Below are 25,798 nucleotides of genomic sequence, written 5' to 3'. Positions count from 1 at the left end.
CTGGGCATTGTAATCCATATATTTTATAATTTTCCAATTTCTGGATATAAAATAGCTTTGTTCTATGTCCAGTAAAAGTTTGGGGATTTTATACGGAGTCTTGGGAGTAGTGCTGTTCTCCTCCAAGGCCGTGATGGTCAAATTGGCATACCGCTACGATGTCGACACATTGGATTTGCTATTGTTCCGGATGCTTTTTTCACTCCCTTTCTACATTTTGATATTATTTTTGATTCGAAAAAAATCAGCAAAAGCAACAATCGAGACCAAAGATTTTGCTTGGCTCTTTCTTTTTGGCTTTGTGGGCTATTATTTGGCCAGTTATTTCGATTTTTGGGGCTTGAATTACATCAAAGCAGGCCTGGAACGTATCATTCTTTTTGTGTACCCGACCATTGTGGTATTCTTGAGTTGGTTGATTTTTAGGCAAAAGATAACAAGAGTACAATTTGTCGCCATTCTCATAACATATTTAGGTGTTTTGATTACCTTCTGGGATGAATTGGACGTCTCGGGCAACGAGGTCTTGTTGGGTGGTTTTTTGGTTTTGTTAAGTGCCATTACATATGCATCTTATTTAGTGGGCAGTGGCTGGTTGATTCCCAAGTTTGGCGTGCTTCGATTCACCTGCTATGCCATGATTGTATCCACCATTTGCATAGTGATGCATTATTTGGTATCGGGCGATTGGGGATACATGGACTATCCTTGGCCAGTATATGCCTACGGTTTGGCCATGGCCATTTTTGCAACACTGATCCCATCCTTTTTGGTATCGGCCGCCATCGAACGATTGGGAGCTTCCAACTTTTCGATATTGGGAAGTTTGGGACCTATTTCCACTATTTTGCTCGCCTTTGTGTTTTTGAACGAAAAACTCACATATTGGCAGTTGGTTGGAATGTTGGTTGTTATTTTTGGGGTAACATACCTGTCAATCCAAGGCAAAAAGCGGGCTAAAGGCTGATATATATTAACAGTTATTGTTTTTCATTGTTGATTACTTTCTACCTTACACCCTTTTATTTTTGCTCCTAAATTTTATATTGCAATGATTAATCCTTAACTCATGGCAGATACTCAATATACTGAGGATAACATCCGTTCGCTGGACTGGAAGGAACATATTCGTATGCGTCCGGGGATGTACATCGGAAAATTGGGCGACGGTTCCTCCGCTGATGATGGTATTTACATTCTTTTAAAAGAAGTGCTCGATAACTCCATCGACGAATTTGTGATGGGGTCGGGGAAAACCATCGAAATCAACATCAAAGATAACACGGTACATGTTCGCGATTATGGTCGCGGCATTCCGCTTGGAAAAGTGGTGGACGTGGTTTCCAAAATGAACACAGGTGGTAAATATGACACCCGTGCCTTTAAAAAATCCGTAGGATTGAACGGGGTGGGTACCAAAGCTGTGAACGCGCTTTCCACTTATTTTAGGGTAGAATCCAATCGTGATGGGCAATCCAAATCTGCGGAGTTTGAAACAGGGAATCTGGTAAACGAAGAACTTTTGGAAGAATCTTCCAGAAGAAAAGGGACCAAAGTGAGCTTCACTCCAGATGAATCCATTTTTAAAAAATACAAATACCGAAATGAGTATGTGGAACGCATGCTCAAAAATTATGTCTATCTGAATCCCGGCTTGACGATTGTTTTCAATGGTGAAAAATTCCATTCGGAAAACGGCCTGAAGGATTTATTGGAAGACAATAATAACAACGAGGATTTTCTGTATCCCATCATACATTTGAAGGGTGATGATATAGAGGTCGCCATGACCCACAGCAGAACACAATATAGCGAGGAGTATCATTCCTTTGTGAATGGACAACATACCACTCAAGGGGGAACACATCAATCTGCATTTAGAGAAGCTATCGTAAAAACCGTTCGTGATTTCTACGGAAAAAACTACGACGCTTCGGATATTCGAAAATCCATTATCTCGGCAGTTTCCATTAAAGTGATGGAACCCGTTTTTGAGAGTCAGACCAAGACCAAGCTAGGTTCTACGGATATGGGAGGGGATTTGCCAACGGTGCGTACCTACATCAATGACTTTATCGGCACACAATTGGACAATTACCTGCATAAGAATCAAGCGACTGCTGATGCCCTCCAAAAGAAAATTGTTCAGGCCGAGAAAGAGCGTAAAGAACTTTCCGGTATTCGAAAATTGGCCAGGGACCGCGCCAAAAAAGCGAGTCTTCATAATAAAAAACTACGCGATTGCCGTGTGCATTTGCAGGACATGAAAAAGGACCGTCGATTGGAAACCACGCTCTTCATTACCGAGGGGGATTCCGCATCGGGCTCCATCACAAAATCCAGGGACGTGAATACACAAGCGGTGTTCAGTCTACGGGGAAAACCGTTGAACTCCTACGGCATGTCCAAGAAAATCGTTTACGAGAACGAAGAATTCAACCTGTTGCAAGCCGCACTCAATATTGAGGACTCCATGGAGGACCTTCGCTATAACAATATTGTGATTGCAACGGATGCCGATGTGGATGGAATGCATATTCGTTTATTGCTGATTACTTTCTTTTTGCAATTTTTCCCAGAATTGATCAAGGAGAATCACTTATATATTCTTCAAACCCCATTGTTCCGGGTACGCAATAAAAAAGAGACCATTTATTGCTATAGTGATGAAGAAAGAAAACAAGCTATCGAAAAACTCTCAGGAAAACCAGAAATCACTCGATTTAAGGGATTGGGTGAAATTTCTCCGGATGAATTCAAAAATTTTATCGGTGATGATATCCGTTTGGAACCCGTGATGCTGGACAAAGCCATGAGTATTGACGCCCTTTTGAAGTTCTATATGGGAAAAAACACACCTGACAGACAAGAATTCATCATCAACAACCTTAAAGTGGAACTTGATCTAGTCGAAGAAAACCAACTACAACCCAAATAAATGCCACCTTTCTAAATGGAAGAGAACGAAGAACTGAACGATGAAAGTTTAGAAAACCAAGACGAGTCCCAAGATAGCCTGGTAAAGGTGACCGGGATGTACAAGGATTGGTTTTTGGATTACGCTTCTTATGTAATTTTGGAGCGAGCCGTACCCGCTATCGAGGATGGTTTCAAGCCTGTGCAGCGAAGAATCATGCACTCGCTCAAGGAACTGGACGATGGTCGCTATAACAAAGTAGCGAACGTAGTGGGGCACACCATGCAGTACCACCCCCACGGTGATGCCAGTATTGCCGATGCCATGGTTCAAATCGGTCAAAAGGATTTGCTTATCGATACCCAAGGGAACTGGGGTAACATTTTAACAGGCGACGGAGCAGCGGCACCACGTTATATTGAGGCCAGATTATCTAAATTCGCTTTAGAAGTAATTTACAGTCCAAAAATAACGGAGTGGCAACTTTCCTATGATGGTAGAAAAAAGGAACCTGTTAACTTACCTGTCAAGTTCCCACTTTTACTTGCACAAGGGGCAGAAGGAATCGCGGTTGGACTTTCAACCAAAATATTACCGCACAACTTTAACGAACTCATCGATGCCTCGATAAAACATTTAAAAGGGAAGCGATTTACTTTGGTGCCAGATTTTCCAACGGCCGGTATCATTGATGTGACCAATTATAATGACGGAATGCGTGGCGGTAAGATCAGGGTAAGGGCCAAAATTTCAACTTTGGACAAAAACACCTTGGTCATCAACGAAATACCTTACGGCACCAACACATCCTCTTTAATTGACTCCATCTTAAAGGCTAACGATAAGGGGAAAATCAAAATAAAAAAGATTGAAGATAACACGGCTGCGGAGGTAGAGATTCTGGTGCACCTGCCGAATGGGATTTCTCCGGACAAAACGATTGATGCACTTTACGCTTTCACAGCCTGTGAATCTTCCATTTCTCCATTGGGATGTGTCATTGAGGACAACAAACCATTGTTTATCGGTGTCAAGGAAATGCTGGAAAGATCCACAGACAATACCGTGGAGCTACTTAAAGCAGAACTTCAGATTCAGTTGGATGAACTGGAAGAGCAATGGCACTTTTCTTCCTTGGAACGAATTTTCATTGAAAACCGAATTTACCGCGAAATAGAAGAGGAAGAAACTTGGGAAGGCGTTATCGAAGCTATTGACAAAGGTTTGAAGCCACACATCTCGCACTTAAAAAGGGAAGTGACCAAGGACGACATTGTCCGGCTGACCGAAATCCGAATCAAACGTATTTCAAAGTTTGATTTAGATAAGGCACAACAACTTATTGAAAGTTTGGAAGATAGAATTTCGAAGACCAAGCATCACTTGGAGCATTTGGTCGAATTTGCCATCGACTATTTTAAAGAACTAAAAAAGAAATACGGAGCAGGACGGGAGCGTAAATCCGAAATAAAGATTTTTGATGATATTGAAGCTACCAAGGTAGTTATCAGAAACACCAAGCTCTACGTAAACCGCAAAGAAGGATTCATCGGAACTTCTTTAAAAAGAGATGAATATGTTACGGATTGTAGTGACATCGACGACATCATTGTTTTTACCGAAAAAGGGGAGATGATGGTTACGAAGGTGGACTCCAAAGTATTTATTGGAAAAAACATCATCCACGTAGCTGTATTTAAAAAGAAGGACAAGCGCACCACTTACAATATGATCTACAAGAGTATGAAAGGTGGTCCCAGCTACGTAAAACGTTTCAATGTTACCAGTATGACGCGGGACAAAATTTATGATCTTGCTGGTGACAAAGCATCATCAGAAGTACTGTATTTCTCTGCAAATCCCAATGGCGAAGCAGAAGTGGTCACAGTAATGCTGCGTCAATCAGGAAGCATCAAAAAACTGAAGTGGGACCTTGATTTCTCCGATGTATTAATTAAGGGCCGAAGCTCCAAAGGGAATTTGGTTACCAAATATCCGGTCAAACGCATCGAACTGAAAGAAAAAGGCATGTCCACTTTAAAACCCAGAAAAATTTGGTTTGATGATGTGGTCAATCGGCTGAACGTTGATGGAAGAGGTGAGCTGCTTGGCGAATTCAAAGGTGACGATTTACTTTTGGTCATCGATCAAAAAGGGATTGTAAAAACCATTCCACCCGATTTACTCACCCGCTTTAGCGACGACATGATTGTCCTGGAAAAATGGAATCCGGACAAACCGATTTCAGTAGTACATTATGTGGGAGACAAAGAACGCTTTTACCTCAAAAGGTTTTTAATAGAGAACCCCAACAAGGAAGAAGTGGTTATTGACGAGGATTCCAAATCCTACATGGAATTGGTATCCACGGATTGGAGGCCACGATTGGAAATCGAGTTTGTAAAACCTCGAGGGAAGGACCCCAAACCCAACTTGGAGGTGGATGTTGAGGAATTTATAGCAGTCAAAGGAATCAAGGCTCTTGGAAATCAACTCACTCCCGAAAAGGTGAAAAGTATCAATGTTTTGGATCCACTACCTTATGAAGAGCTCGAAGAACAAGAAGCCGGGGACATTGAAGTTGTTGACGAGGAAGAGATAGACAGTAATGATAATGATATAGGGACAAAGAATGATAGTTCCGATCAAACCTCTTTGTTTTAATGGTTTTTATGTCTAATTTGCCCAATTGAGTTACATACCAAAAAAAAGCAGACCGCTTAACACATCTTTATGGATTTCACAAACCCCCTGGTATATGGCGTGCCAGTTTTTATTGCCTTTATTTTATTGGAATTGACCTATAGTAAAACCCATGATCATGAAAAACATGACCTGTACAATTGGAAGGATTTAGCTGCAAGTGGTTTTATGGGTATAGGATCGGCAATCCTTGGACCTTTGTTCAAAGTGGCTTTTGCAATCCTCCTTTTTGAAGGTACCTATGAACTTTTCAACCCTGTTGTTGATGGAGCAAGAACCAATATTATGGGGTATGCATCCTTTGGATACGCTTGGTATGTTTGGATTTTGTGTCAATTAGCGGATGATTTCACGTATTATTGGTTCCACAGAGCCAACCACGAAGTTCGAATTTTGTGGGCAGCACATATAGTGCATCACTCCTCGGATAATTTCAATTTGGGAACAGCCATCAGGAATGGTTGGTTTACGATTTTATATAAGCCCTTCTTCTATATTTGGATGCCAGCCATTGGGTTCCCCCCAGAAATGGTACTGGTTTGCTTGGGCATAGAAGCTTTATGGCAATTCCAGTTGCACACGGTATATGTGCCAAAACTCGGATTTTTGGAAAAAATATTCAATACGCACACCATGCACCAAGTACACCACGCACAAAATGTAGAGTATTTGGACAAAAACCATGGAGGTTTTTTGAATATTTTTGACAAAATATTCGGAACTTGGAAAGAATTGGATGATGATATTGATGTGAAATATGGAGTGATTCACGCTCCGAATTCCTATAATCCCGTGGTTATACTCACCCATGAGTTCAAGGACATTTGGAACGATGTGAAGAAATCGAAAAAGCTCTCCCATAAATTAATGTACATCTTTGGACCTCCAGGATGGAGCCACGATGGAAGCACTTTGACAGTGAAACAACAACAGCGATTGTTTAAAAAACAAAAGGAAGCTAGCCCGGAACTCGCATATCAAAGACCCAATTAAAGACTATTCAACAAGCTCAGCATACACTTGTTCAACTTCAAGTACTTCAAGTACTGGCTGCCGCCAACTTAGTCTATTTTATGGGCTGTCCCTTTAAACTTGCGATTATCACCAACAACATTGTATTCAAAAGTGTACGAAGATTCAGTAGTGGTCAATATTTTGATATGAATCGGTTTTTCTTCTGCCTTGTTCTTGGGGTTCAGGTTTTTTAGGACATATTCACAATCGTTTATCCAGCGAACCGATGAAGAATCTATTTTCCCTTCAAATTCATCCACTTCCAAATCTGTGGTCCTGTTGAATGTGGTTTTCTTCTCTTCACCGTTTATGGTTGTGGTGAACGAAAATTTACCCGTTTTAAAATCGTTACAATTGCGTTGTGGTGGCTGCCCACAGGCCAAAAACAATAGTATTATTGACCCGGAAAGAAGATGTTTTGTCATACCTGCAAAGTAACGGAAAGTAGTTGAAAGGGTCAATCCTTTTTTGTGTTGTAAACCTCAAAAGTGCCATCGGAATAAAACATAACTATTTTATACGGGTTTTTGGATTGTAGCTCGTGCTTCTTTTCTTTAGAAAAGGGAATGACAAAATCATCTACATACGGTTCTTCTATCTCTTTAGTGATTTTAGAGTCATTTACCTCAGCTTGATTGGTGTTTTCCTTTGGAAAGCGCCCCTCACCCTTTAACAACCAATACAAATCCACTTCGGGGTAGGTGTTGACCAATTTCATCACAAAATCCAAACTAGGTTTATTTCTTCCGTTCAACAAGTGGGAGATGCTCGAACGCTGCACACCAATCTCGTCGGCAAAGGCAGAAACAGATAACTCCAAATGCTCGATAACAGTTTCTATACGGGTTATAATTTCTTTGTTCACAAATGTAAATTATTTAATATCTAAGATAGTACAATTCGAGTTAATAAAGAATATATGTAGCAAAACAAAATCAATAATATAAAATTAATAGTTTAATTAATATTGTATATAGTACTAATATATAATATTTTAAATATTTTTATATACATACCGTTCACATTTATCACAAAAGAGAGGGTTACGTACTGTGATGATTTACAAATGTACCAATAATGCAATAAAGAAGCGGTTACAATTGTAAATAGAAGGTTGGTTACTTTTGTAAACTTTAATTCTGAAACTTCATGCTTGATTATTCACTATATAAGGAGAAATCCATTCAAGGTAGATACATTAACATAGAGTCCATTCAGCCTTGTTTTTCCAAACTATCATCCCCTTTAATTCATATCGGGGATTCCGTCAATGGCATTGGAATAAATGCTTTTAAAATGGGTACAGGGAAAAAGAATGTGCTCATGTGGTCCCAAATGCATGGCAACGAATCAACCACTACCAAGGCGGTATGGGACATGGTCAATTTTTTGCAATCGAAGGAAGCATTGGCCAAAACCATTTTAAAGGAATGTACCTTAATGATTATACCCATGCTAAACCCAGACGGGGCCAATGTGTATACTCGCGAGAATATAAACAAGGTAGATTTAAACCGTGATGCTAAAAATTTGACACAGCCCGAAAGCATAGCATTCCGAAAACTGTTTGAATCGTTTCAGCCGGATTTTTGTTTTAACCTACACGACCAACGCACCCTGTTTAGTGCCGGTAAAACGGACAAACCGGCGACGGTCTCTTTTTTATCTCCGGCAAGCAACCAAGAACGCCACATTACCCCCGCAAGGGAAGTGGCCATGAAATTGATAGTTGGCATGGATTCGATATTGCAAAAACATATTCCAGGGCAGGTGGGTAGATATGATGACGGATTCAACGATAATTGCATAGGAGATACACTGCAAATGTTGGGGGTACCTACTATTTTGTTCGAGTCCGGCCATTATCCCAAAGACTATGAGCGGGAGAAAACCAGAGAGTTAATTTTTCTGTCAATTGTAGAAGCGCTGAAAATTATTGCCTCAGATAAAATTGACGACTATAAAACAGGTGATTATTTTTCAATCCCAGATAACCATAAGTTATTTTTTGATGTACTGGTAAAGAATCCAGAGGTAGCAAACCCTGAATTTGATGCAGGACATTCAGTAGGAATTCGATATAAGGAAGTGTTGGAAAATGGCAAAATCGTTTTTAAGCCCGAAATAGCAGAAATTGGCCCACTTGAAGGTTTTTACGGACATCAGACCATAGAATGTGTTGATACCAAGGATTTTGGATTTGAAGCTTCACAAAACGAGATTCTTGATTTACTCCTGAAAATCAATAAATAAGAATCATTTCTCAAAGGTTCTTGCATATTATTTAAAAAAGAACCATTTTTATTACGTAAATTTCCATTTTTAACTATTTTTGCTGCAAAATTCAATGTAATGACCAAAGTAAAACTTGACGAGATAGATCACCAGATATTGGATATGTTAATCGATAACACTCGTACGCCTTTTACGGACATCGCAAAAAAATTGCTGATTTCCGCAGGTACGGTTCATGTCCGTGTCAAAAAAATGGAGGAATCCGGAATAATTAAAGGTTCTTCCCTTACGCTGGACTATGTCAAATTGGGTTATTCCTTTATCGCCTATGTTGGTATATTTTTGGAAAAAACACACCAGACAAAATTTGTACTGGAAAGGTTAAGCCAAATACCATACGTTACGGTGGCCCACATAACAACAGGAAAATTCAATATTTTCTGTAAAATAAGGGCTAAGGATACTACACACGCAAAGAATATTATTTTTAAGATAGATGATATCGAAGGTATCAGCAGAACAGAGACCATGATTTCTTTGGAAGAAAGCATCAACGATAAAAGACGTTTGATGCATACCATCTTCAACGAGCTGTAATTCCATTATCATATTGTATGATGCTTTCGGAACTGCCCTCTTCGGAATACAATCCATTTTACCAGACCTATATTATGGCGCTGGGGAATGTAGATTTGATGGAGGAACTAAGGAAGGGAAAGGACGACTTCCTGACCCTTTTGCAACAAATCCCAGAAGAAAAACTTTATTATGCGTACGCCGAGGGCAAATGGTCCTTGGCGGAAGTATTAGTGCATATAATAGACACGGAGCGAATATTCCAATATCGTGCACTTTGTATTGCAAGAAACGATAAAACCCCACTACCAGGGTTTGACCAAGACACTTATGTACCGTATTCCAACGCCGATAACAGGTCCAGAAAGATTTTGATGGAGGAATATAAAGCGGTTAGGGATTCCACAATTTTTCTTTTTGATTCCTTTGACGAAGAGACGATCAAAAGGATTGGAGTGGCCAGTGGGTCCAAAATGAGTGTACGGGCACTGGGCTTCATTATAAGTGGACATCAAGCACACCATATTCGGATCATAAAGGAACGCTATTTGGCCTAAATCAATATTGATCTTCGCTTTCCAAATCTTCCGATGTAGGTTCCAAGCCTTCAAACGAGCCATCTTCAAAGTCAGAAGCCACCAATTCTTTGTCGAGTTCCTTTTCAATGGTCTCTTCAAAATTTGAAATGAAGTTGGAAAGACTCTTGCTGATTTTTACCAAGTAGATAGTATCTGCTGTTTTTACTTCCACGGCCTCTATGACCTCCCCATTTGGTTTTTTAATGGTAATAACATCGTCATCGCCATAACCATCAGGATAAGAATCAATTAATATGGCCACTACCTTGTGGTCCAACTTTTTGTAGTCTATCAAAATTCGTTTCATAATGGTTGGTTATTAAATGCATTCCTAAACTAGGAATTTTTGAATGTGATGGACCCAAAGAGTTGTAAACGAAAAAAATAAGTATGCGAAGAGCTTATTCCTTGTAGTAAGCAAAAGCTTTTTGGAACATTTCCTCGGGAACTTTAATATCCGTAACGGCTTTACCAATGGAATGCAGCAATACAAAATTTACGTTCCCGTGAGAATTCTTTTTATCGTATTTAAGTAATTGAAGAATGGCATCAATATCGTTATCCGTAAAGTCCACTTTGTCAAAATGGGTTAAAAATGTTTTTTTGATTTCATCCAACGATAATTTGGAAAGTCCTTGGAGTTCGTGCGACAAATATCCCTCCAAAATCATTCCTGCAGCAATAGCTTCACCGTGCAACAAGGTTTTCTTATCATGATTGTCCAAACAAAACGATTCTATGGCGTGCCCCAAGGTGTGTCCAAAATTTAAGATTTTTCGCAACCCTTTTTCGGTAGGGTCTTGAAGAACAACCTCATTTTTTATGGCAATGGATTTTTGGATGCATGAAGCATCTGTAAAATTGCTTTTTTCAGCTAAACTGCCCCAGTACGCTTTGTCCATTATAAGCCCGTGTTTCAGCATCTCGGCATATCCACTTTTTACCTGGCGTGGGTCTAGGGTCTTTAAAAATTCTGGAAAAATCAGCACCATTTGGGGTTGGTTGATCACACCGATCTGGTTTTTTAACGACCCCAAGTCAACGCCTGTTTTACCGCCGATGGACGCATCTACCATAGAAAGTAGGGTAGTGGGGATGTTGATAAAATCAATTCCTCGTTTAAAAGTAGAGGCCACAAAACCTCCCATATCGGTAAGCACCCCACCACCAAGGTTGATCAGTAGGCTTTTTCGGTCACCATCTAAATTGGATAGGTCCTCCCAAAGTTGCAAGCAAGTATGGATATGTTTGTTTTCTTCCCCTGATCGGATTTCCAAGATAAAATCTACAGGGCCGTCAAACATTTCTTTAAAAAAAGGCAAGCAATGCGCTTTGGTGTTTTCATCCACCAAAACAAATATTTTGGAGTAACTATTTTTAGCAATATGTTGGTTAAGAGCAGCTTCTGCCAATTCGCCAATATGTACCTCGTAAGACTGTGATTTAACCGATTCCATAATTTTAATTTCACTGCTAAATAAAGACTATTTTTATATATATGGTTCTAGTTTGCGTACTTATCTTTGAATCTTTAATGGATATCAAAGAATGCGACCTAATTTTGAGAATACTGCAATAGCTTTTGAGCTTAAATCCGACTCCCAACTGGAGCGAGCCTATTTCCTTTTTAAATTGATTTCCAACGAACCTTTGGTTCGGATTGGAACCGCTGTGACCAATTTTGCCATTAAGGCCCATTTGCCTGTTGAGGGGTTGATCAGGGCTACCGTGTTCGACCATTTTTGTGGCGGGGTGAACGAGGAAGATTGTCTCCCTATTATTGATAATATGTATGGCAATGGGGTTTGTTCTATTTTGGATTATTCAGCTGAGGGCAAAGAGGTGGACAACCAGTTTGATTTTGCCATGGAAAAGACCTTGGACATTCTGGATTTTGTGAAGGAAAAAGACGCGATGCCCTTTGCAGTTTTTAAGCCCACAGGATTTGGCCGCTTTAAATTGTTCGAAAAAATTTCTGCAGGAAGTGAATTGAACGAAAATGAAAAAGCGGAGTGGGGAAGGATAGTAAACCGTTTCGAAAAAGTTTGCCAAAAAGCACACAATTTGGATGTTGCGTTATTGATTGATGCCGAGGAAAGTTGGATGCAAGATGCCGCAGATGATTTGGTGCTGGAAATGATGCGCAAATACAACAAGGAAAAAACAATTGTTTTCAACACCTTTCAAATGTACCGTTGGGACCGAATGGATTACATTAAAAAACTCTATGAAATGGCTTCTGATCAAGGTTTTAAGATTGGCGCCAAAGTGGTACGGGGAGCTTATATGGAGAAAGAGAACGAGCGAGCGAACGACAAGGGCTATGAAAGCCCTATTTGCAAATCTAAGCAAGAAACGGACAAAAACTTTGATGCCGCCATTGCATACATGATGGAACATTTGGACCAATTTACCATCTTCGCGGGCACCCATAACGAGCAAAGTACGCTCAAACTAATTGATTTGATGGAAAAGCAGGGGGTACCTACCAACGACGAACGGATTTGGTTTGGTCAATTGTTCGGTATGAGCGACCATATTACTTACAACTTGGCAGCTAATGGTTATAACTCCGTAAAATATATCCCGTATGGCCCCGTCAAGGATGTAATGCCCTACTTGATCAGAAGGGCAGAAGAGAACACTTCGGTCGCTGGGCAAACCTCAAGGGAACTGGCTTTGATCACCAAGGAGCGGAAGCGTAGGAAGTTGGAGGATTAGACATAACACATCTTTTAATATAAATTGTATTCTAATTTATAAATCAAACGATATATCTTTTTGATTAAAGCTTGTCTGAAAAACCTCTTTCTTAGTATTTTGCTATACTTTAAATAAGTAAAATGGCTGTGAAAGAAAATCAAAAAATTATCCATCATGAGTTTGAAGATTACATTCTCTCAGAACATTATCTTAAAAATTACAAGGCCATACGTGATAAAGCCGATAGAATCTATCATAAAAAAGTAAACGCCCAAGACAAATACCAAAAGAGGAAGATTGTTCTCTTTCAAAAATGGATGTTCATATCTAACAAAAGGAGGAGACTACTGCTAAAGCGATATTCCAATTTGTTTTAATTTATATTTCAAAATGCGTTCTTCGATATTTTCCATAAATTTCTGCTCTGCTATAATGTTGGGTGTATTCTACTTCTCAACCTTCCATATAAGTTTTGCACAAAACACTCAAGCATACGACAGCATTTACCCATCACACCTCTACGACTTTTCTATTATAAATGGACAAAACCTGTTCACCATGCGCCAGACAAACACAAACTATGTGTCGGCAAATAGGATTTTGGCCAGATTAATCAATAAAAAACCTTCTAAGGTTGACAGGTTCTTACAATTCGGGGTTTCATTTCTAGGAACGGTTGTCACCCACGAAGAAGGGCACAGGTCAATTTTGACAGATTTGGAAATAGGATCGGTAAGCCAGCCCTTTTCAATATTCAACGGAGCAGCTTATGTTAAAGGAGTGACAGATCAAACATTGATTGATTTAAGGGATAATAACCTAGATGATTATATCAGGCTACACACGGCCGGATTGGAATCCGATTATGCTATCCTTACCAGAACAGAAACACTGTTGGCTTTTGAAGGGGACAATTTTGAAAATCTTGGTATAGATTATTTGACCAGAAAGGCATCTATGGTCGGTTATTACCTCACAAATTTAATCCCTGGGTTGTTTTCAGATATTGAAGAAGAAGACAATGAGTTAGAACGGGATATTGTGGGTCATGACTTATATGGGGCAATAAAAAATCTTTACCGTCCCGATGAAGAATTTTACAGATACACCAATTTTGATGATTTGGTAAGTGAAGAAAAGAAATTTGCAAAAAAAGTTGGCTGGTTGTCCTTGCTAAATTTAGTTAACCCGATGATGTTGGGAAAGAACAACTTCAAGTTTAACCAGAATTTAAAGGCAAATGCTGGTCTGGGATACACAATGGCTCCTTTCGGTGGTTACTTGGATGAGAATTTTTGGTTCAACTATAAAAACCGATACAAAATCCACTTTTATTTAAGACAGTTCCATAATAAAGACAATCTATTTTGGGGTACGGGCATCAAACTTTTTAATTATTCGCTATTTGTCGATAAGATTATTTTAAACTCAGAACTCCATTATTGGAACCAACCTGAGAACTTGGATTTCTTTACATCCAATTCCACATCAGGGGTAGGAGGAGCATTTGATCTAGGGTATAAAATTTTAAATGAAACTGAAAATGAGTCAAAGCTATATTTAAATCTTGGTCTCAGTCACAAAACTCAAGGGTTTTTACCTGAATACTCAAGTTTGGACAAACGAACAATGTTCAATCTAGGGTTTTCTTTAGCGTGGTAAATTTTTCCACTCACCCTACAAAATCCTCTTAAAGAATACCCCTGGCGTTACCCCGGTTTTGTTTTTAAAAGACTTTGTGAAAACGCTTAAGGAGTTAAACCCGTACATTTCGGCTATCTGGATCATGGATTTGGTTTTCACAATCTTTGGGTTTTCCTTTAAATGATTTATCGCATAAGTAATCCGAACATCTTTTAGGTAGCTTGCAAAATTTTTATTCTTGTGAGCGTTGATTACCTTGGATAGGTAGGAACTGTTGGTGTTTAACTCTTTTGCAAGCGTTTGTTGTGTCAGCGAATTATCTAAAAAGCCTTTCTTCTTTTCCCAATCATCAAGACTTTGCAAAACTTTGGTGGCGGTCTCCTCATCCAATTGATCCTTGTCCTCTTTTAAGGAACTATGATCTTCAAGAACTATGTTGTGGTCCATTAAATTGGTAAGCCTATTTTTTGTCCTCCTATATTTGATGTAGTACCCCATGAATCCAACGAGCATAACTCCACTAATGACATAGAACCACATTAACCACTTGGATTTGGAAGAAATGATGTTTCCCAAAATTTGTTTTTCCTCTTCTTGCATAGGAAGGTCAAATTTTTTAAGTGTAATTTCACGTAGATTTTTTTGGGTAGTCAATAATAGACTATCGTAATAAACGACCTTGTTTAAATAGTCATCTGCTAAAGTGGTGTTGCCGTCTTTAACGGCCTGCTTTAAAAGGAATTGGTAAACTTCATTAAAATTGTCTCGTAGAGGATAACCGTTTGCCTTGATAACACTATCTATAGTTAAAAAATATTTCTGTTTTATTTGAAAATTGCCCAGCTCACCCTCTATCATTCCTAAATAGAATAAATCATCTGCAAACCATAGCCCATCATTTTCATTGAGATACTTTGTTAAAGTGTCAGAGGACTCTTTATATTTCTCCAAGTAAAAATTCAATTTTGCTTGCTGTATTCTAAAGTCACGTAATTGGGGCTTAAGATTTTCGCTATTGGCCATTGAAATCCCAATGTCAACGTACTTTGCTGCCGAATCCAGTTTCTTAGCAAACAGAAAGGTTCTCACCATTTGCTCAGTCCACAACAAATATTGAGATTCATAATCATCAATTCTCGATTTATTTTTTTTCAAATAACTCAAAGTTCTCCTTTGTAGTACAATAGCTTCGTCTTCTTCACCATAAACAGCTTTTATATCAGCTATTAACAATAAATCAATTATTAATAATCTTTTATTGTCTGAATTCTTGATCAACTCATAACTCTTTATGAACTGCTCAATAGCCTTATAATTTAAATCTTTTTCATAGTACAGAGCTCCTTTGGTATAATATGCAAACGCCATGAATTCATCTAGTTCTTTAATGTCGGGGCTTTCAATACTTTTTGCAATTGAGATGGAAGAATCGACACTTTTTATTGACTCTGGAAAATTCAAATTATAAGCTTTCAAACGAAAAGCTTGCGCCAACTCCAAAGTATCTCGGTTATTTTTAGCTTTTTTCACATAAGCAGAAAAGGCATTTTCCAGATAAAGAGAATCTGCATCGGACACCATAATTTCGTATAGCTCATCATAAGAGAGGCCCGATAAATTTTCTGAATAACTAACACTATTTTGAGCACAGCAGGGGGTAGCACAACTTAAAAAAAGACAGATAGCTATTTTATATTCTTTGGCCAAAACAAATTTCATGTCAAACTCTTGATCTCAAAAAAGCAAGAAATATACGACACATTAAATAGAAATCCATCTACAAGTTGATATATGGGTCACATAAATTGACGAATGCACAATAAAATAACAAATTAGTCAATCAAAACATTTTCAACCTGTATACGATCAGAGCAGTTTTTAATTTTAACATAGACAGCTTCTTTTTTAACAAAATACGTCTTGCACGGTTCGGATTTGGTATCACTTTTACCAAAATCCACGTCTCCATCCTCTAAAAAGGACTGGATCAGCAAAGTGTCTCGATATTGCTCGGGTAGGGATTCGGAGAATGTCAACGGTTTGGAACGCATATCCTTGAGTACCCTACAATTAGGGAAGTAGCAGAAATCCAACCCCTCTTCACCCGATTTTTTCTTCAAAATAAAAACCAAAAAAATCAATCCTATGGACAGTCCTACTAGGTACCATCCCAATCGTTTCAAAAATGCCATCTACATTAAAAAATAAGAAAATTAATATCGTTATAGCTCAAGCCGAACCAATCGCCCACAGATTTGTTGGTCAATATACCGTGGTACATATAAAGTCCGTTGCGCAAGCCTTTATCAAACCGAAGTGAATGCTCCAGACCGCCCTCTTCGCCAATTTTCAATAAATAGGGCGTAAAAATATTACTTATGGAAATAGACGATGTTCTTGGATACCTCGATGGAATATTGGGAACACCATAATGGACCACCCCATATTTCTCAAAAGTGGGTTTTCTGTGTGTGGTCACCTCGGAGGTTTCAAAACAACCGCCCATGTCTATGCTCACATCAATGATCACCGCCCCTTTTTTCATGTTTTCTACCATCGAACTGGAAACAACCACGGGTGAACGGTCCTTTCCACGGGTGGCGCCAATGGCAACATCGCAACGTTGCAAGGATTTGATCAAATTTTTGGGTTGCACAGTGGAGGTGTACAAAGTTTGGTTAAGGTTGGTTTGCAAATTTCTGAGTTTACTGATGGAATTGTCAAAGACCTTTACATTGGCTCCAAGCCCTAAGGCAGACCTGGCTGCAAACTCACCTACGGTTCCGGCTCCAATAATGACCACTTCAACAGGAGGTACCCCGCTAATATTTCCAAACATTAATCCGTTGCCCGTACTGGGGTTTGCCATCAATTCCGAGGCAATTAAAATGGAGGAAATTCCTGCAATTTCGCTCAACGACCGAACAGCTGGGTAGTTTCCATCATCATCCCGAATGTATTCGAAAGCGATGGCCGTGAGACGCTTTTTGGCCATAATCTCAAAATACTCCTTGTTCTGGGTCTTAATCTGCAAAGCAGAAATAACGATGGTCTGTGGATTTAATATATCTATTTCCGAAAGGGTAGGGGGCTCCACTTTTAAAATTAAGGGGCAGGAGAATACTTTTTTGGTATCCCTTGTAATCTCCGCCCCTGCATTCGTATAGTCCAGATCCGAAAAATTGGCACCCTCTCCGGCTCCGGATTCCACCAATACCCGATGTCCGTGTGCTGTAATGGCGTTAACTGCGTCCGGGGTAAGGCATACCCGCTTTTCTTGATACTGGTTTTCTTTTGGAATGCCTATAAAAAGTTCTCCCTTTTGTTTTACAACCTCTAGGGTTTCTTCTTGGGGGAGCAATTGTTGTTTGCTAAATGGGGATGAAGCTTGGCTCATAAACGGTAAATCTATTCATAATACCGCCAGGTATTAAAACAAATTTACATTTTTTTTGAAGCAGTCTTTTGACGTTGTTCCAGTTTCTCGCGTTCTTTGCGCAATTCTTCTTTTTCCTTGAGTATTTGAAGTTCGGTATCCATGGCCTCCAAGTCGATACCGTGTACATGTTTATCAACTAATTTGACCCTTATAAAGTAGACAATTGGTACTACTACCATGGTAACAGCAATAACATACAAAATCTCATTTTCATCCAACTTACTGTTTTCATAATTCAACACATTGAAGAATTGAAAGCTGTACATGGCTATGGGTATAAGAATTGCATGATACCACCAGTTCCTTGAAGTTATATACCAAATGACAAGTAACAGCAGAGGAACAATTTTATTGAAGTAATAATAAAAAGCATCACTTACATCGTTGAATCCATTGGCAGTAAATTCTATACCCAAAAAACGCCATGTTTCTTCAAGTGGCATGTACTTGTAGAAATAAAACATCAACGGGGTAATTGCTATCAATAGTGACAGAAACCCTTCAATAATAAACTTCTTCTTAACCGTAAATTTATCCTTCATTATTCTAAATAACTATAAAAATGAAAGATTATTGTAAAAAAAATAATCCCTTCTAAAAAAAGGGATTATTCTCTGGTTGCGATAAAAAGAGTTCTACAATTTCTTGATGTCTTTTCTATCGATGCTTACTGTTTGGTCTTTGTCAATTTTAACAACGCTTGTCGAAACAGCGGTCATTGCCAAAAATGCAACAGCTAGCAATCCAAAAAAAACTTTTTTAGTGTTCATCGTAAAAGAGTTTTTGGTTAATAAATGAATTCATTTCAGAACAAATGTAGGAAAATATTTCAACCTACCGTGCTTTTTGTCGATAAAATTGGTTTTTAAACGAAAAAAATAAACACTTTATCGAAATAAGCTTGCTCTGAACAATAATTGCGATGAAGATACCGGGATGATCCCTTAAGAAATATTTAACTCGATTGAACGTGTGCTTTCCTCGACAAAGTGCAAGAATACACCCACAGCATCCTCTGGAAGTAAGGATGGGATTTTATCGGGCCACTCAATAAACAACCAAGCGTCGGAACTCAAATAATCCTCCAAGCCCATGTCCAAGGCTTCCATTTCATCATTTAATCTATAAAAATCAAAATGGTATGCTATTGGGTTATCCTCATCATCATGGTACTCGTTTACCAAACCAAAAGTGGGGCTGCTGGCCACATCCACCGCTCCAAGTTCTTTTACCAAGGCTTTTACCAAAGTAGTCTTGCCAACTCCCATATCACCATACAAACAAAGCACCTTGTTCGGTGCTTTTTCCAGTAGTTCTTTGGCAACCTCATGGATTTCATTCAATTCAAAGTTTCTTTTCAAAATAGATTTATTTAGGATCCAAAACTACAAAAGGAACTATCATTTCTTCCAACGAAACACCACCATGTTGATAGGTGTTTCTGTAATAGCTTACATAATGATTGTAATTGTTCGGATAAGCAAAAAAGAGGTCGTTCTTGGCAAAAATGTAACTACTGCTCAAATTAATGTTGGGCAAGTGAATCTCCTGGGGATTCTTTGTAGCCAACACATCTTTGTCCTGATAGGTAAGGCTTCTCCCTGTTTTATAGCGAAGGTTCAAGCTGGTTTCCCTGTCACCAATTACCTTGGACGGCTGTTTTACATTGATGGTGCCGTGGTCCGTTGTCAAGATCAACTTCATTCCCAAATCCTGTGCCTGCTGGATAATTTCCAACAAGGGCGAATTTTTAAACCAGCTCAAGGTTAGGGAACGATAGGCTTTATCGTTGGCAGCCAGTTCCTTAACCACCTCCATTTCTGTTTTGGAGTGGGAGAGCATATCCACAAAGTTGTAGACAACAACAGTTAGATCATTATCTTTTTGGGATTTAAAGTTTTGAGCCAGTTGCTTACCTTGTTTAAGGTTGCTTATTTTATGGTATTCCCAGTTTAAGTTAAGCCCAAGCCTTTTTAATTGTTCTCCAAGAAATTCTGATTCGTGGAGGTTTTTTCCGCCTTCGTCGGTGTCATTTTTCCACCAATCAGGATACCTTTTCTCCATTTCGGAGGGCATTAGGCCAGAAAAGAGGGCGTTACGGGCATATTGTGTTGCCGTTGGGAGAATGCTGAAATACGCGCACTCTTGCTTCTTTTTATAATGTGCCGATAATGTTTTCTCAAATGCCAACCATTGATCGTACCGTAAATTATCGATCACGACCAAAAGCGTTTTGCTCTCTTCCAATTCGGGCTGAATCTTATTTTTGAATAAAGTGTGGGACATTATGGGGGCATCACCATCTCTAAACCAACCTTTATAGTTCTTGTCCACAAACTTCCCAAACTGCGAATTGGCCTCAGTTTTCTGGGATTCCAATATCTCGAACATACCGGAGTCTTCGATTTGCTCAAGTTCCAGCTCCCAATAGATCAATTTTTTATAGAGTTCCACCCATTCTTCCTGCGTATTGATCATGGAAAGATCCATGGCAATCTTCCGAAACTCCTGCTGATAATTGGCAGTGGTCTTTTCTGATACCAATCGGGAATTGTCCAAACTCTTTTTTAAGGAGAGTAAAATTTGATTGGGGTTGACGGGTTTTATCAAGTAATCGGCAATTTTGGAACCAATGGCCTCGTCCATAATATACTCCTCTTCGCTTTTGGTAATCATTACAACGGGAATGGAACCATCGTATTTTTTTATTTCCGTCAAGGTTTCCAAACCGGAAAGCCCTGGCATATTTTCATCGAGGAAAACAATATCAAAAAAAGTTTCCTTGATCTCTTCAATGGCATCTTGGCCACTTTGGCTGGTAACCACTTTGTAGCCCTTGCTTTCCAGAAATAATATGTGAGGTTTTAATAGGTCTATTTCATCATCGACCCAAAGAATTGTTATCTTGTTCATATAGTAGTTATCTTTGTGGGAATTAAAACAAAAAACTTTGGTAAAAACCAATAAGCTTAATGTTTTCAACGATCCAATTTACGGTTTTATTGGAACTCCCAACGAACTAATTTTTAGTCTGATCTCGCACCCTTACTTTCAAAGATTGAGGCGAATATCCCAAATGGGACTCTCTTATTTGGTATATCCCGGAGCCCACCATACCCGGTTCCACCATGCGCTGGGCAGCATGCATTTAATGACCAAGGCCATTCAGGCTTTAAAATTAAAAAATGTAGAAATAACTGATGAAGAAGAGAAAGGATTATTGTGTGCCATTTTGTTACACGATATTGGACACGGTCCTTTTTCCCACGCATTGGAAGGATTTGTTGCCAAAGAAATAAGTCACGAACAGATTTCCCTAAAATTCATGTTGGAACTGAACAAGGAATTTGAAGGGCAACTCGATATCGCCATTTCCATATTCAAGGGAGATTACCCCAAGCCGTTCTTAAATCAACTCGTATCAAGTCAATTGGATATGGACCGGTTAGATTACCTGAAACGGGATAGTTTTTATTCAGGGGTTACCGAGGGGAACATAAATTCGGAACGGCTCATTTCCATGTTAAACGTAGTCAACGGCAATTTGGTGGTAGAGGAGAAGGCCATTTATGCCGTGGAAAAGTTTTTGATGGCCCGTAGGTTTATGTATTGGCAAGTTTACTTGCACAAAACAGGATTGGTGGCCGAGCAATTGTTGATTCGAATCATGCAACGGGCAAGACTGTTGTTGAGTAGAGGGGAAGATTTAATGGGAAGTCGACCATTATTGTTTTTTCTGAAGAACAATAGGGCACAGGCATTTAACAAAGAGGTTCTGGAGACTTTTGCCGAACTGGACGATATTGATGTTCTGAGTGCTTTGAAAAATTGGCAATTCCATGAAGATTTTGTGCTTTCCAAACTGTGCATGATGATTTTGGACAGAAGACTTTTGCACGTTAAAATAAAAAAGAGACCCATGACTCCTGAAAAAATGAACGAAAAGTTGGATTGGATCATAGAAAAGCATGATCTTTCCGTTGAAGAAGCTTCCAATTTTGTGTTTCAAGGAGAAATATCCAATAAAGCCTATATTAAGGATGAGGCTATTCAAATTTTAAAAAAGAACGGAAAAATTTCGGATGTTTTAAAGGAGTCGGACCAGCTTAGCCTAAAAGCACTGGCCAAAACCGTCACCAAATATTACAGCTGTTACCCAAAGAAAGCCGTTTAACAAATTTTGTTACTTTTGCACCAATGAAATTTACAGCTACCCAAATTGCCGGAATCTTAGAAGGGGAAGTTGAGGGAAATCCTCAAATCGCTGTCCATAAATTGTCCAAGATAGAAGACGGTGAAAAAGGGTCTTTGACCTTTTTGGCCAACCCAAAATATACATCGTACATTTATTCCACCAAGGCATCAATAACTATTGTAAACAAGGATTTTATTCCAGAGCAGGAGATTTCTACCACACTCATTAAGGTAGATGATGCCTATAAATCCTTCTCCAAATTATTGGAGTACTACAATCAAGTTAAAAACAACAAGATAGGGGTCGAAAACCCTTGTTACATTTCCGAAAGCGCAAACTACGGCGAAGGTTTTTACTTAGGTGCTTTTGCCTATTTGGGAGATAATGTTAAAATCGGGGATAACGTTAAAATATATCCCAATGCTTATGTGGGCGACAATGTAGTTATTGGCAATAATGTTATCGTTTTTGCCGGGGCCAAGATTTATTCAGAAACCATTATAGGCAACAATTGTGTAATCCATGGTGGTGCGATCATTGGGGCAGATGGGTTTGGTTTTACACCAAATTCAAATGGAGAATACAGCAAAGTACCGCAGACAGGCAACGTAATAATAGAAGATAATGTGGATGTAGGCGCGGGAACCACCATAGACCGCGCTACTTTAGGTTCCACTATTTTGAGAAAAGGTGTGAAACTGGATAATCAAATCCAAATAGCACATAATGTAGAAATTGGTGAAAATACCGCCATTGCGGCTCAAACCGGGGTCGCAGGTTCCACCAAAATAGGAAAAAACTGCTTGATAGGCGGTCAAGTGGGCATTGTGGGCCACATTATCATAGGTGATAGGGTACGCATTCAGGCCCAATCCGGAATCGGAAGAAACGTAAAAGATGATGAAGTCCTCCAAGGGTCACCAGCATTGAACTATGGAGACTTCAACAAATCATATGTACACTTTAAGAATTTGCCGAAATTGGCAAATCAAATCTCCAACATAGAAAAAAGAGTTGAAGGTGAGCAAACCAAGTAACAAACAACGCACCATAGCTAAAAAAGTAACGCTACAAGGTGTAGGACTACATACAGGCGAAAATGTAACCATGAGTTTTCTTCCTGCCGATGAGAACCATGGCTATGCGTTCAAAAGAATAGATTTGGAAGGGGAACCCATAATTGAAGCCGATGCGAATTATGTGGTAAATACCCAACGTGGCACCAATCTGGAAAAGAATGGCGTCAAAATCCACACCTCGGAGCATGTACTTGCAGCTCTGGTCGGTTTGGATATCGACAACGTCTTAATTGAATTGGATGCCCCAGAGCCCCCTATCATGGACGGTTCCTCCAAATTTTTTGTTGAGGCGCTGGAAGAAGCAGGCATAGTGGAGCAAGAGGAGGAGCGTGAAGAATTTGTGGTGAAAGATGTTATTTCCTATAGAGATGAAGCCACAGGAAGCGAAATCACCGTAATTCCTGCGAACGAATACCAAGTAACTACAATGGTGGATTTTGGCACCAAGGTTTTGGGCACTCAGAATGCCACTTTGGAAAAAATGTCCGACTTTAAAGAGCAAATAGCGGACTCACGTACCTTTAGTTTTCTTCATGAACTGGAAATGTTATTGGAAAATGGCCTGATCAAGGGAGGTGACCTGAATAATGCCATTGTTTATGTGGATAAAGAGATATCGGAATCCACAATGAAGAAATTGGAGAAGGCCTTTAACAAAGAAAAACTATCCGTAAAGCCCAATGGTATTTTAGATAACCTTACTCTGCACCACCCAAATGAAGCAGCACGGCACAAGCTGTTGGACGTAATCGGGGATTTAGCGTTGACAGGCACCCGGATTAGGGGCAAAGTAATCGCAAACAAACCTGGCCATTTTGTGAACACACAGTTCGCGAAAAAATTGTCCAAAATCATTAAAATAGAAAAAAGGAACAAAGTTCCCAGCTATGATTTGAATCAAGAGCCTTTGCTTAACGTGAATCAAATTATGGAAAGATTGCCTCACCGACCACCATTTTTGTTGGTCGATAAGATTTTGGAGTTGTCCGACACCCATGTGGTCGGAGTTAAAAACGTGACGATGAACGAACCGTTTTTCGTGGGCCACTTTCCCGGAGCTCCAGTAATGCCAGGGGTTTTACAAGTAGAGGCGATGGCTCAAACCGGTGGAATACTTGTTTTGAGCACCGTTCCAGACCCAGAGAACTACCTAACTTTCTTCATGAAAATTGATAAGGTAAAGTTCAAGCAACAAGTGGTACCGGGCGACACTTTAATATTTAAATGCGATTTGATCTCTCCTATTCGCAGAGGTATTTGTCACATGCAAGCCTATGCTTATGCCAATGGCAAATTGGTATCCGAGGCGGAGTTAATGGCACAAATCGTAAAAACAAAAAATACAGATTCGTAGATGAACCAACCATTAGCATATGTACACCCCGGGGCCAAAATTGCCAAAAATGTGGTAATTGAACCCTTTACCACCATACATAATAATGTAACCATTGGGGAGGGAACGTGGATTGGTTCCAACGTAACCATAATGGAAGGTGCCAGGATTGGAAAAAATTGCAGTATTTTTCCAGGTGCCGTTATCTCCGCAATGCCCCAAGATTTAAAATACCAGGGAGAGGATACCACAGTCGTAATTGGGGATAATACCACAATTAGGGAATGTGCCACCATAAACAAAGGGACTTCCGACCGTATGAAAACGGTTATCGGAAATAATTGTTTGATTATGGCCTATTGCCACGTAGCACACGATTGTTTTGTGGGCGACGGATGTATCTTCAGCAATAATTCAACTTTGGCAGGACATGTAACCATTGGCCAGAATGTAGTGTTGGCGGGAATGGTAGCCGTGCATCAGTTTGTCTCTATTGGAAATCATGCTTTTGTAACCGGTGGTTCTTTGGTTCGAAAAGATGTACCTCCTTATGTGAAGGCTGCAAGAGAGCCCCTTTCCTATGTGGGTATCAATTCCATTGGATTGCGAAGAAGAGGTTTCGAATCCGATAAGATTCGAGAGATTCAAAATATTTACAGACTACTATATCAACAAAATTATAACAATTCCCAAGCTGCATCCATTATTGAAGCTGAAATGGAGGCAACTCCAGAGCGAGATGAGATACTTCAATTTATAAGAGATTCGCAACGTGGAATTATGAAAGGTTATTTCAGTTCAAATTAAATTTATGGCAAGTACTTCTGATATAAGAAAAGGGTTGTGCATCAAGTACAACAACGATATCTACAAGATTGTAGAGTTTCTTCATGTAAAACCAGGTAAAGGACCCGCTTTTGTCCGTACCAAATTAAAAAGTGTGACTACTGGTAAAGTAGTCGACAATACATTTTCAGCAGGTCACAAGATTGAAGATGTTCGTGTGGAGACACGTTCATACCAGTTTTTGTACAATGATGGCGAAACCTACCACTTTATGAACACGGATGATTACACCCAAATCGCATTGCAAAAAGATGCTTTGGATGCTTCCGATTTGCTAAAAGAAAGTGAAGTGGTGACCATTATATTCAACGCAGAGGACAATATGCCGCTTTCCGTTGAAATGCCAGCAAGTGTTGTATTGGAGGTAACCCATACCGAACCAGGTGTAAAAGGAAATACCGCTACAAATGCCACCAAACCGGCTACTGTGGAGACGGGTGCAACGGTCAATGTGCCGCTTTTTATCAACGAAGGCGACAAAATTAAAATTGATACGGAGAAAGCAGCCTATTTGGAACGCGCCAAAGAGTAGCCTT

Annotated in this window: 26 protein-coding genes; 15 read left to right on the top strand and 11 right to left on the bottom strand. The window is 39.4% G+C overall.

What is annotated here, in order from left to right:
• The first annotated feature begins 64 nt into the window (after positions 1-64).
• From GO009_RS03135 to GO009_RS03120, 4 genes are all read left to right on the top strand, one after another.
• Complete coding sequence (locus tag GO009_RS03135; protein ID WP_163624760.1) at positions 65-967, top strand: DMT family transporter; 903 nt, start codon at positions 65-67, stop codon at positions 965-967.
• Between the two features lie 102 nt (positions 968-1,069).
• Positions 1,070-2,938, top strand: coding sequence for a DNA topoisomerase IV subunit B (locus GO009_RS03130; RefSeq protein WP_163624759.1), 1,869 nt, complete (start codon positions 1,070-1,072; stop codon positions 2,936-2,938).
• Between the two features lie 15 nt (positions 2,939-2,953).
• Positions 2,954-5,581 carry a DNA gyrase/topoisomerase IV subunit A gene (locus GO009_RS03125; protein ID WP_163624758.1) on the top strand — a complete coding sequence of 876 codons (2,628 nt, stop codon included), beginning with the start codon at positions 2,954-2,956 and terminating at the stop codon, positions 5,579-5,581.
• Positions 5,582-5,650: 69 nt separating this feature from the next.
• Positions 5,651-6,613 (top strand): sterol desaturase family protein, encoded by a 963-nt coding sequence (locus tag GO009_RS03120; RefSeq protein WP_163624757.1) that lies wholly within the window; start codon positions 5,651-5,653, stop codon positions 6,611-6,613.
• 68 nt (positions 6,614-6,681) lie between these two features.
• On the opposite strand, the gene GO009_RS03115 is transcribed toward GO009_RS03120, so the two are convergent.
• Together GO009_RS03115 and GO009_RS03110 are read right to left on the bottom strand one after the other, a co-directional pair.
• Positions 6,682-7,059: a DNA topoisomerase IV gene (locus GO009_RS03115; protein ID WP_163624756.1), complete on the bottom strand. Its 378-nt coding sequence runs from the start codon at positions 7,057-7,059 to the stop codon at positions 6,682-6,684.
• A 32-nt stretch (positions 7,060-7,091) separates the two neighbouring features.
• A complete protein-coding gene (locus GO009_RS03110; RefSeq protein ID WP_163624755.1) occupies positions 7,092-7,499 on the bottom strand; it encodes a helix-turn-helix transcriptional regulator in 408 nt (135 codons plus the stop codon).
• A 284-nt stretch (positions 7,500-7,783) separates the two neighbouring features.
• Here GO009_RS03110 and GO009_RS03105 point away from each other — a divergent pair, with 284 nt between their 5' ends.
• The 3 genes from GO009_RS03105 (at position 7,784) to GO009_RS03095 (ending at position 10,002) form a co-directional block, all read left to right on the top strand.
• Complete coding sequence (locus GO009_RS03105; RefSeq protein WP_163624754.1) at positions 7,784-8,887, top strand: M14 metallopeptidase family protein; 1,104 nt, start codon at positions 7,784-7,786, stop codon at positions 8,885-8,887.
• Between the two features lie 99 nt (positions 8,888-8,986).
• Positions 8,987-9,466, top strand: coding sequence for an Lrp/AsnC family transcriptional regulator (locus GO009_RS03100; RefSeq protein ID WP_014034380.1), 480 nt, complete (start codon positions 8,987-8,989; stop codon positions 9,464-9,466).
• A 17-nt stretch (positions 9,467-9,483) separates the two neighbouring features.
• Positions 9,484-10,002: a DinB family protein gene (locus GO009_RS03095; protein WP_163624753.1), complete on the top strand. Its 519-nt coding sequence runs from the start codon at positions 9,484-9,486 to the stop codon at positions 10,000-10,002.
• Position 10,003: 1 nt separating this feature from the next.
• Here the strand turns inward: GO009_RS03095 and GO009_RS03090 are convergent, their stop codons facing one another.
• Both GO009_RS03090 and aroB read right to left on the bottom strand, forming a co-directional pair.
• Positions 10,004-10,330 carry a hypothetical protein gene (locus GO009_RS03090; RefSeq protein ID WP_163624752.1) on the bottom strand — a complete coding sequence of 109 codons (327 nt, stop codon included), beginning with the start codon at positions 10,328-10,330 and terminating at the stop codon, positions 10,004-10,006.
• Between the two features lie 94 nt (positions 10,331-10,424).
• Positions 10,425-11,480, bottom strand: coding sequence for a 3-dehydroquinate synthase (gene aroB, locus GO009_RS03085; protein WP_163624751.1), 1,056 nt, complete (start codon positions 11,478-11,480; stop codon positions 10,425-10,427).
• Between the two features lie 91 nt (positions 11,481-11,571).
• Here aroB and GO009_RS03080 point away from each other — a divergent pair, with 91 nt between their 5' ends.
• From GO009_RS03080 to GO009_RS03070, 3 genes are all read left to right on the top strand, one after another.
• Positions 11,572-12,744, top strand: a complete 1,173-nt coding sequence (locus GO009_RS03080; RefSeq protein ID WP_163624750.1) for a proline dehydrogenase family protein — start codon at positions 11,572-11,574, stop codon at positions 12,742-12,744.
• 122 nt (positions 12,745-12,866) lie between these two features.
• Entirely contained in the window at positions 12,867-13,103 is a 237-nt protein-coding gene (locus GO009_RS03075; RefSeq protein WP_163624749.1) for a hypothetical protein, read from the top strand.
• 181 nt (positions 13,104-13,284) lie between these two features.
• Positions 13,285-14,388, top strand: a complete 1,104-nt coding sequence (locus GO009_RS03070) for a hypothetical protein (RefSeq protein ID WP_163624748.1) — start codon at positions 13,285-13,287, stop codon at positions 14,386-14,388.
• 15 nt (positions 14,389-14,403) lie between these two features.
• On the opposite strand, the gene GO009_RS03065 is transcribed toward GO009_RS03070, so the two are convergent.
• From GO009_RS03065 to GO009_RS03040, 7 genes are all read right to left on the bottom strand, one after another.
• Positions 14,404-16,089: an AraC family transcriptional regulator gene (locus GO009_RS03065; RefSeq protein ID WP_163624747.1), complete on the bottom strand. Its 1,686-nt coding sequence runs from the start codon at positions 16,087-16,089 to the stop codon at positions 14,404-14,406.
• 113 nt (positions 16,090-16,202) lie between these two features.
• Positions 16,203-16,562, bottom strand: coding sequence for a DUF4258 domain-containing protein (locus GO009_RS03060; RefSeq protein ID WP_163624746.1), 360 nt, complete (start codon positions 16,560-16,562; stop codon positions 16,203-16,205).
• A 5-nt stretch (positions 16,563-16,567) separates the two neighbouring features.
• Positions 16,568-17,767, bottom strand: coding sequence for an alanine dehydrogenase (locus tag GO009_RS03055; RefSeq protein ID WP_163624745.1), 1,200 nt, complete (start codon positions 17,765-17,767; stop codon positions 16,568-16,570).
• Between the two features lie 44 nt (positions 17,768-17,811).
• Positions 17,812-18,351, bottom strand: a complete 540-nt coding sequence (locus GO009_RS03050; protein ID WP_163624744.1) for a hypothetical protein — start codon at positions 18,349-18,351, stop codon at positions 17,812-17,814.
• Positions 18,352-18,444: 93 nt separating this feature from the next.
• Complete coding sequence (locus tag GO009_RS17745) at positions 18,445-18,579, bottom strand: hypothetical protein (protein WP_014034399.1); 135 nt, start codon at positions 18,577-18,579, stop codon at positions 18,445-18,447.
• A gap of 174 nt (positions 18,580-18,753) precedes the next feature.
• On the bottom strand, positions 18,754-19,170 hold the full coding sequence (gene tsaE, locus GO009_RS03045; RefSeq protein WP_163624743.1) for a tRNA (adenosine(37)-N6)-threonylcarbamoyltransferase complex ATPase subunit type 1 TsaE: 417 nt from the start codon (positions 19,168-19,170) through the stop codon (positions 18,754-18,756).
• A gap of 7 nt (positions 19,171-19,177) precedes the next feature.
• Entirely contained in the window at positions 19,178-20,722 is a 1,545-nt protein-coding gene (locus GO009_RS03040; protein ID WP_163624742.1) for a PglZ domain-containing protein, read from the bottom strand.
• A 37-nt stretch (positions 20,723-20,759) separates the two neighbouring features.
• On the opposite strand from GO009_RS03040, the gene GO009_RS03035 reads away from it, so the two are divergent.
• The 5 genes from GO009_RS03035 to efp are packed head-to-tail and all read left to right on the top strand — an operon-like array spanning position 20,760 to position 25,794.
• The gene (locus GO009_RS03035) at positions 20,760-21,983 is read left to right on the top strand and encodes an HD domain-containing protein (RefSeq protein ID WP_163624741.1); all 1,224 of its coding nucleotides are present in this window, start codon (positions 20,760-20,762) and stop codon (positions 21,981-21,983) included.
• Between the two features lie 23 nt (positions 21,984-22,006).
• Complete coding sequence (gene lpxD, locus GO009_RS03030; protein WP_163624740.1) at positions 22,007-23,041, top strand: UDP-3-O-(3-hydroxymyristoyl)glucosamine N-acyltransferase; 1,035 nt, start codon at positions 22,007-22,009, stop codon at positions 23,039-23,041.
• Positions 23,025-24,437, top strand: a complete 1,413-nt coding sequence (locus GO009_RS03025; protein ID WP_163624739.1) for a bifunctional UDP-3-O-[3-hydroxymyristoyl] N-acetylglucosamine deacetylase/3-hydroxyacyl-ACP dehydratase — start codon at positions 23,025-23,027, stop codon at positions 24,435-24,437. Before lpxD ends, GO009_RS03025 begins: the two co-directional genes overlap by 17 nt.
• The gene (gene lpxA / locus GO009_RS03020) at positions 24,438-25,223 is read left to right on the top strand and encodes an acyl-ACP--UDP-N-acetylglucosamine O-acyltransferase (RefSeq protein WP_163624738.1); all 786 of its coding nucleotides are present in this window, start codon (positions 24,438-24,440) and stop codon (positions 25,221-25,223) included.
• Positions 25,224-25,227: 4 nt separating this feature from the next.
• Positions 25,228-25,794 carry an elongation factor P gene (gene efp, locus GO009_RS03015; RefSeq protein ID WP_163624737.1) on the top strand — a complete coding sequence of 189 codons (567 nt, stop codon included), beginning with the start codon at positions 25,228-25,230 and terminating at the stop codon, positions 25,792-25,794.
• Positions 25,795-25,798 lie beyond the last annotated feature (4 nt).

This window comes from Allomuricauda sp. TY007 (assembly GCF_010468565.1).
GTDB lineage: Bacteria > Bacteroidota > Bacteroidia > Flavobacteriales > Flavobacteriaceae > Flagellimonas.
The sequence above is the reverse complement of the archived record's forward strand: the minus strand, read 5'-3'. Positions and strand labels throughout refer to the sequence as shown.

Coding starts and splice junctions, on each gene's coding strand:
- aroB (WP_163624751.1), bottom strand. CDS start 11,480: ATGGAATCGGTTAAATCACAGTCTTACGAGGTACATATTGGCGAATTG.
- GO009_RS03135 (WP_163624760.1), top strand. CDS start 65: ATGTCCAGTAAAAGTTTGGGGATTTTATACGGAGTCTTGGGAGTAGTG.
- lpxA (WP_163624738.1), top strand. CDS start 24,438: ATGAACCAACCATTAGCATATGTACACCCCGGGGCCAAAATTGCCAAA.
- GO009_RS03070 (WP_163624748.1), top strand. CDS start 13,285: ATGCGCCAGACAAACACAAACTATGTGTCGGCAAATAGGATTTTGGCC.
- GO009_RS03040 (WP_163624742.1), bottom strand. CDS start 20,722: ATGAACAAGATAACAATTCTTTGGGTCGATGATGAAATAGACCTATTA.
- GO009_RS03090 (WP_163624752.1), bottom strand. CDS start 10,330: ATGAAACGAATTTTGATAGACTACAAAAAGTTGGACCACAAGGTAGTG.
- GO009_RS03115 (WP_163624756.1), bottom strand. CDS start 7,059: ATGACAAAACATCTTCTTTCCGGGTCAATAATACTATTGTTTTTGGCC.
- efp (WP_163624737.1), top strand. CDS start 25,228: ATGGCAAGTACTTCTGATATAAGAAAAGGGTTGTGCATCAAGTACAAC.
- GO009_RS03120 (WP_163624757.1), top strand. CDS start 5,651: ATGGATTTCACAAACCCCCTGGTATATGGCGTGCCAGTTTTTATTGCC.
- GO009_RS03075 (WP_163624749.1), top strand. CDS start 12,867: ATGGCTGTGAAAGAAAATCAAAAAATTATCCATCATGAGTTTGAAGAT.
- GO009_RS03130 (WP_163624759.1), top strand. CDS start 1,070: ATGGCAGATACTCAATATACTGAGGATAACATCCGTTCGCTGGACTGG.
- GO009_RS03125 (WP_163624758.1), top strand. CDS start 2,954: ATGGAAGAGAACGAAGAACTGAACGATGAAAGTTTAGAAAACCAAGAC.
- GO009_RS03100 (WP_014034380.1), top strand. CDS start 8,987: ATGACCAAAGTAAAACTTGACGAGATAGATCACCAGATATTGGATATG.
- GO009_RS03105 (WP_163624754.1), top strand. CDS start 7,784: ATGCTTGATTATTCACTATATAAGGAGAAATCCATTCAAGGTAGATAC.
- GO009_RS03065 (WP_163624747.1), bottom strand. CDS start 16,089: ATGAAATTTGTTTTGGCCAAAGAATATAAAATAGCTATCTGTCTTTTT.
- GO009_RS03055 (WP_163624745.1), bottom strand. CDS start 17,767: ATGAGCCAAGCTTCATCCCCATTTAGCAAACAACAATTGCTCCCCCAA.
- GO009_RS03080 (WP_163624750.1), top strand. CDS start 11,572: ATGCGACCTAATTTTGAGAATACTGCAATAGCTTTTGAGCTTAAATCC.
- GO009_RS17745 (WP_014034399.1), bottom strand. CDS start 18,579: ATGAACACTAAAAAAGTTTTTTTTGGATTGCTAGCTGTTGCATTTTTG.
- GO009_RS03050 (WP_163624744.1), bottom strand. CDS start 18,351: ATGAAGGATAAATTTACGGTTAAGAAGAAGTTTATTATTGAAGGGTTT.
- GO009_RS03060 (WP_163624746.1), bottom strand. CDS start 16,562: ATGGCATTTTTGAAACGATTGGGATGGTACCTAGTAGGACTGTCCATA.
- lpxD (WP_163624740.1), top strand. CDS start 22,007: ATGAAATTTACAGCTACCCAAATTGCCGGAATCTTAGAAGGGGAAGTT.
- GO009_RS03095 (WP_163624753.1), top strand. CDS start 9,484: ATGATGCTTTCGGAACTGCCCTCTTCGGAATACAATCCATTTTACCAG.